This window comes from Endozoicomonas sp. YOMI1 (genome assembly GCF_024606345.1).
GTDB lineage: Bacteria > Pseudomonadota > Gammaproteobacteria > Pseudomonadales > Endozoicomonadaceae > Endozoicomonas.
The window spans coordinates 1-6,952 of the sequence record NZ_JAHHPM010000059.1 but is presented as its reverse complement, the minus strand read 5'-3'; the positions used below and the strand labels follow the sequence as shown (position 1 = coordinate 6,952).

Genomic DNA, 6,952 nt, shown 5'->3' with positions numbered 1-6,952 from the left:
AGGATAGCTGAACAGGGCTATTGATGCTTGAATAATGGATTTAGCGAATGGTTACGCAAACAGCACCCAGCGATCGATAACTCTCTGTAATTTATAGAAATTAAATGTTTTATTAGTCAATACATCAAATCTGTTTTGGTTTTAAGCCCTCTCAGGTAAAGTAGCCTGTACCGCAAAATGATGGTTGTATTCCTCCAGCCATAGACCGAAATGTGCAGAAACTTTGTCATACCCGTTTACGTCTATGGGATGCATTGAAAGAAGGATTCAACGCTTTGAGAACGATTAAAATTCTGTCCCTGTTAGCACTGCTTACTGGCTGTACAGGAATACCGGAAGGCGTTACTCCGGTAACGCCTTTTGAGGTAAATCGCTATTTTGGCAAGTGGTATGAGATAGCTCGGTTGGATCACCGCTTTGAACGAGGTCTTTCTCACATCACTGCAGAATACTCAGGCAATCCTGATGGCAGTCTTCGGGTCATCAACTCAGGTTACTCTGCTGAGGCAAGTGAACGTAAGCAGGCCGAAGGCAAGGCAAAATTTGTCAGAGAATCTAACGAGGGGTATCTGAAAGTCTCTTTTTTTGGTCCCTTCTACGGCTCCTACATTATTTTTGAGCTTGATCAGAAAGGCTATGAATACGCCTTTATCTCAGGGAATGACAAAGACTATCTCTGGCTGCTGGCCAGAACGCCTACCGTCAGTGATCAGGTTAAGTCGGACTTTATCAACAAAGCCAAAGCACTTGGGTTTGCTACTGAGCAATTGATCTTTGTTGATCAGAGCAGTCCTGTTCAATAGCTTTACCGGGCTCAAGGCTCTGCTGGAGGCTGCCGGTTTCCATACCAGTGGTGATCAGGTTGCTGACCTGGCAGGCCATAAAAGAGAAAGGCGTACTGAAGCAGCGCCATTTCGCACTGAATGACCTTTTTCTCCTCCAAGCAGTTGTTCGCACCACTACAGCCCCATATGGTCGCTGTTGTGCCCTGGTAAGTCAGTAAATAATCGTTCGTGGCCTTAAAAGGCGGTTGTTGTGGCCCGGGTTGCTTATAATGAAGTATCTCTTCAGGCTGGGTTAGCGGTGTCTACTGGCCGTCGCTATCCTGGCGCAATACGTTGATTTTGCCGGTCTGTGGATCGTAGGACATGATTTTGTCCTGCAAGGGCCTCAAGTGTGAGCTGTTTCCTGCCCCGGTCTGGCAGGAATCTTCCAGAGTAACGCAATTCCATTTTTTGAAAGAAAAGTTCCCCGTCTATCATCGTTACATTGGATCAATAAATGAACACTATCAGGGCTAAATTTGGCTAATTTAACGGGATAATCCAGTTTTATCTGCTCTATTTCTGCCCATTTGCCATCATCACCAATGCCCCAGAGCTGCACAAGGCCTGGCTGGTGTTTGTCCTTCTTGTTAATTTTGTTGCCATAGGTCAGAAAATGGTTTTCCAATCCATTAAAATGGGCACCTGCAATGGAGTAGCCATCAACAACGTTTGTCATCGCCTGTTTCATCCACTTGTCATGATTGTCGCGCCCCAAAATACAGGCGGTTCCGCCAAGGCTAACGGTATAGGCGAGGTGCCCTGAAGAGGAAAACTGGGCATCGCAAACATTTCTTTGATGTTGAACCAACAACTGTTCCTGCCATTTGCCCTGGCTATCGAGGCCATGAATTTTTACCACCTGGCCATCACCCCGGGTCAGCACACTGTCATCCTGAGCGTTGAAGGCAGCATCGTTAATCCTCACCTGATGGCATAGCTTTGCTTTCTGAACCAGATTGCCTTCCTCGTCATACCCCCAAATGCAGGCGAAATTCGATTCAAAACCATAGCTCAGAAGAAAATTCTCTGAGGGGCTGAAGATGGCATGGTCACTGCCACTGTGCTCAAGGGTCTGAGCTTTATCCAGCGGATCACCAGCACTGCTGCAGTCCCAGAGTTTAAAGTTGCCATAGTTCCGTCTTATGAAGCCTTCGCGATCGCCGCTTTGCTCCGGGGTCTGACCTGTATCCAGCTGGTCATCAGTATTGTTGCAGTCCTGAGGTTTAAAGAGATGGACCAGTAATTTACGCCCGGAGGAGCTGAATCTGGCCTTTGCGCAATCCTGAATTTCAGTTTTTACTACCCAGGAACCGTTTTCGTCATAACCAGAGATTATCGCTTTATTATTTGAATCAAGACTCAGTGCATATTGCCTGGAGGCATTGAAGGACGCTTCGCAAACAAGGCCGGTGCCATGCTTGTTGGAGTCCTTTAAAAAGCATTCAGTATGAAGGACCTCCCCGATCTGCGACCAATCGCCATCGACATCACAACCCAGAAAGATGACCTGGTTACCACCGAAGAGCGCAGCATACTCCTCATCATCACTCATCTGGGCACTCAAAATCTTTCTACTGCACTCAATGACCTTTTTCTCCTCCAGGCTGTTGCTGTCATCATTAAATTCCCAGACGGTCGCTGTTGAACCCCGGTAAGTCAGTAAATAATGGTCCGTGGCTTTGAAGGGCGGCTGCTGTGACCTCCATTGCCGACGGTGACTGATCTCTTTAGCTTGGTTTAGCAGAGTCCACCGACCATTGCTATCCTCCCGCAGTATCTTGATTTTGCCGGTCTGTGGGTCGTAAGTCATAATCTTGTCCTGCCGGGGGCTAAAGCCTGCTTTAACCGGCAGAAAGTCTTCGCCTTTAATGGAGGGGCTGTGCTCAAGCACCACCGCCTCTTCCCAAAAGCCATCGCTGTTCAGCTTACTCACCGTGACACTGCCATCGTGGCTGGAGCTCAGGAGTGTATTTTCCGACTGGTTGAACTCGAAACGAAAGGTATCCCTCCTGACCTTCCCATTCTGCGACCAGCTGCCATCGGCAGTTTGTCGCCAGATGCCCTGAACACGATCGTCCTTTCTGTCGTAACCACAGATAGCCAGATTCTTACCCGAGGGGCTGAACTTGGCATCGCGGATATAACGACCGAAGTTGATCGCCTGTTTGAGTTCCAGATAATTGGCCTTGCATTGGAAAATCTCAGCCTTCATTGAATCAATTTTGCCCGATTGACTGTTAATAAGGGCAACACCCTGTAACTGTTCATCATTAACTGGAACTGGCGCGTCGCTATTTGCAGCAGCGCCGGAAACCTCTGCTGTAAATGCTTTCCGGAAGGCAGATTCGGTGTCTGAATCGTCTGTTGATGATTCGGTGTCTGAATCGTCTGTTGATGATTCAGTGTCTGAGTCGTCCGTTGATGGCCTGTTCAGTGAAGTAAGTGTATTACCACTATTTGCTGAAGCGTCACCCGATGGCACCGTGATATTACCTGCTGATTCAGGCTCGCTGCTACTATCGCACGGTATATTCCGCTGTTCATGCTGTTGCGATGCTTCGGCTAAACCAGGGTCTGACGACTGTGGCATCATGGAAATATTCAGTCCGGTAATCTTACGCTCATCGATAGTGGTGATAACCGTCCATTCGGGTGTTGAATCCAATTTCAGCCGTTCCAGGGATTCGATCTGCTCTGGATCAGGTATTTCTGAGATTTTTTTGTTATGTGCAGCCACTGATTTATGCGGTGGTTCCAGATCATTAAATGACTGCCGTTCATCAGTTTCCATTCTGCTTGCGGCTGTACTGCCTGACGCTATCGGTTGCATGATAACTCCTATCATATTGACACAAAGATTGAATTTATACGGCAATGGATTAGTAGTACTCTATGGTTATTTGATTGCTTTTTATTGATTATCTGACCATCCAGTATCTGAGCTGTAGATCAGTCAACTTGACAAAAGTTCCTGCCCTTAGGGATTTTTTTAGTTCAGGGTCATAAAGTCACTGGAATGAGGTCCACTCAGGGCATTGCACATTGATTGATGCAGCCTGTTCCAATGACAAACTGATCAATCAAGGTTTTCTGTAATAGCGAAAGTCTCCCTGACGGTCCTGTGCGAAATGAAATAAACGGTTGGAAAATTCACCGGCCTCACAGAACCTATGACTTGAGTTTGCCAGAAGGATGTCACTTATCGTTCCTGTTTTGTGTACCGAAACTGCTGTGAAGTTCTTTTAACATGTCCGGTAAAACAAAGTTGGCTTTTGTTTTCCTAACAGCGTTGGCGGGCACATCACGGTTAGCGTTGTCCTGCCTGAATGAATGGTGAGGTGAAGTAAGGCCGCCAGGAACAGCGCGTTTTCGGACAGAGTTTGTGCCTGGCTGTGGATTAATCACCCGGAACTGTGTAGGCGGATAGACGTCAACTAAAAGCTCTTTCCTGTCATCAATTTCACTAGCGCCAAAATAATCGCTCTCGCCAGAATCAGACTGATACGGCAAATTATCAAGATGACAACACTCCCGATCTTTCAGACACTTGTCAACTGTACTTCCGGCTATGCTCCAGCAACGTAATGCACAACTGCCAGTTAAAGCCGCACTACCTAAACAACACTTCGGGAGGGGAGTCACATATCCCAGGATACAGCATCCTGTCATGCACACGACTGTGCTGTATGCCATACAGAACGTCTGCTGCAAATCGTCACGCTCTTTCTCACAGATTTCACAGCGCTGAAAATTATTTCTTCCCAGGGACAGCGGTCGGGGTTGGTAATTGCTTACAGTATTCATGGCTCGATAACTCCAGTTTGCCAGAAGGGTATCACTTAACTTTCTTCCTGGTTTGTGTACCGCATCCGCTGAGAAAATCTTCTATTATGTCCACAGCAACAAAGTCGTCTGTTGTATTCTTGACAGCGTCGGCTCCATTGCTGTCACCATTATCCTCCATGACTGAATGGTGGGGTGAAGTAAGGCAGCCCTGAGCAGCACGGTTCCGGACAGAGTTTGAATCTGGCTGTACAGTGATCAACCGAAATTGTGCAGGTGGAAAGATGTCTGCTATAAGCTTTTCTCTGGCATCAGTTTCACTATCACTAGCGCCAGAACCATCGCTCTCGCCAGCATCAGGCTGATACGGCAAATTATCAAAATGACAACACTTTCGTTCTTTCAGGCACTTGTCAATGCCAGCTCCGGCTATATTCCAGCATAGTGATTGACAACACCCGGTACAGGCCAAACCCGTTAAAAGAGTCTCCGTGTTGCTGCAACCGCACACCAATCCACACATAGAGCATCCGATACACGTTGCTGAGCTGTATGCCAGCCAGACCTTCTGCTGCAAATTGTCACGTTCTTCCTTACAGGATTGACAGCGCTGAACATTGTTTCGCCTGATGGCCTGGGGTCGGGGTTGGTAATTACTTACAGTATTCATGGTCCGATAACTCCTGCTTTCCCAGTTCATCGGACCGGGTTTATTGCCGATTGTTCCCGGCAAGGTTCTCCATGAGCACCTGTTCATTTTCCAATCAAAATTGCTAACCAGCACGGTGCTATAATTTTCAGATCATTTAAAGATCACGGAAGATTATTATGAGCAACGGATTAGGTTCACTTACTCCATCACAAATCAATCAAATCAATAAGTTAGCATCCAATGAAAATTCTGAAAACGATGTACTGGTGGCTCAAAGCAATGGTAAGGAAATCAAGTTTACCGCTATAAGACCAAGGCTCAGCTCTGAAGCCGAACAGAAAAAGCCTGTGCCAGGTTCTGATTTAGCGGTAAAAACCCTGGGTTTAAAGGATCGGAAAGTCTCACCAGCATTAGCAAAAAAGCTCATTGAGGCCCATAAAGCATCGTCGGAAGAATTCGTCAACATGAACGATATTCGCCTCCTCATAGCACACGTTGCTGATAGCGATAGTACTCAGCCCCCGGACAAGGATTCAACAACCAGTCCTGGCGCTAAAAGCAGAAATCCATCCAATACATTGCATTCTAACTGGGGGTCAACGTCCAGTCTCGATAGTGGTTACAACAGCAATTTTTCTGGCAGTACGGAGTCACTGGACTCCATATACGATGATGTAGATTTTCCCCGGGATAAAACAACTTCCCCTTTATCAGCAACAGTTACTAAATTAATTAACGAGAAAAATTATGTAGGCGCACATCATCAAATGCGTAATGATAGTTTGGAGGCCATAAAAGGTGACCATATTACCAATGCAAGATGGAAAAGATTTGGCTTCAGCGATGAGAAAATAGGAAATGTACCTTTACCGAAAGAAACGGCCTTAAAAATTGATGGTAATTATATTCCCGCCAATCAAATCGAGTTGACCAATACCAAGTATGTCGCCATCCAGGCACCTAAACTAGAATGTGGAGGCGACATCTGGCGAGCAGCTCTCGACTCAAAGTGCAGTGTTATTTGTGATCTGACCGGAGAAAATGACAAGCTCGGGCTAGGGAAAGGAGGAGCTATTGATTCGTATTACCCAACCGGAGCCAAAGACAACAAAGACAACAAAGACAAAAAAGAAATCAACTTTGATAATGGGATTAAAGTGAAATTCCATTCAAAACTACAAAAAGATGGGTATACAAAAACAATATATCTGGTTACCGATCCCCGTAGTGGCGAAACCCGCCAGCTAAGAAGATATCATTATACTGGCTGGCCGGATCACGGAGTCCCCAATGGAAAAAACGGTAAAGACTCTCTGCTCAAGTTTATAGAAGCACTGCGCACTCATCAGAAGAAAGAAAAAGTCTATTCAGGCAACACAATGGTGCACTGCATGGCAGGCGTTGGCAGAACCGGAACGCTTATTGTGTTAAATGAAATGTACCAGGACATACTGTCCGGAAAATATAAAAATAAGAAGGAACTGGATCAAGCAGTATTCAAAGCTATTCAACAAGGAAGAGAAGACCGCGGACCCGCCTTTGTCCAATCAGAAAGTCAGATCAAATTTATCATGGATACCGTTCATACATGGCAGGATCAGCGGAGCAGGGGAGAGAACATTATTCCCCGGATATAAGTAGTTCTCAAAATTCGCATCACCTAACAGGATGTCGCCATCCTGCAGATGGG

Annotated in this window: 5 protein-coding genes; 3 read left to right on the top strand and 2 right to left on the bottom strand. The window is 46.3% G+C overall.

Going from position 1 to position 6,952, the window contains the following annotated elements; genetic code table 11:
* Positions 1-275: 275 nt before the first annotated feature.
* Complete coding sequence (locus KDK15_RS02320) at positions 276-803, top strand: lipocalin family protein (protein ID WP_257293756.1); 528 nt, start codon at positions 276-278, stop codon at positions 801-803.
* Positions 775-927 (top strand): hypothetical protein, encoded by a 153-nt coding sequence (locus KDK15_RS02315; protein WP_257293755.1) that lies wholly within the window; start codon positions 775-777, stop codon positions 925-927. The genes KDK15_RS02320 and KDK15_RS02315 overlap by 29 nt, the downstream gene beginning before the upstream one ends.
* Before the next feature lie 243 nt (positions 928-1,170).
* Here the strand turns inward: KDK15_RS02315 and KDK15_RS02310 are convergent, their stop codons facing one another.
* Positions 1,171-3,657, bottom strand: a complete 2,487-nt coding sequence (locus KDK15_RS02310; RefSeq protein WP_257293754.1) for a WD40 repeat domain-containing protein — start codon at positions 3,655-3,657, stop codon at positions 1,171-1,173.
* A 1,005-nt stretch (positions 3,658-4,662) separates the two neighbouring features.
* On the bottom strand, positions 4,663-5,280 hold the full coding sequence (locus KDK15_RS02305) for a hypothetical protein (protein ID WP_257293753.1): 618 nt from the start codon (positions 5,278-5,280) through the stop codon (positions 4,663-4,665).
* A 158-nt stretch (positions 5,281-5,438) separates the two neighbouring features.
* Between KDK15_RS02305 and KDK15_RS02300 the strand changes: the two genes are divergently transcribed.
* On the top strand, positions 5,439-6,899 hold the full coding sequence (locus tag KDK15_RS02300) for a tyrosine-protein phosphatase (RefSeq protein WP_257293752.1): 1,461 nt from the start codon (positions 5,439-5,441) through the stop codon (positions 6,897-6,899).
* Positions 6,900-6,952 lie beyond the last annotated feature (53 nt).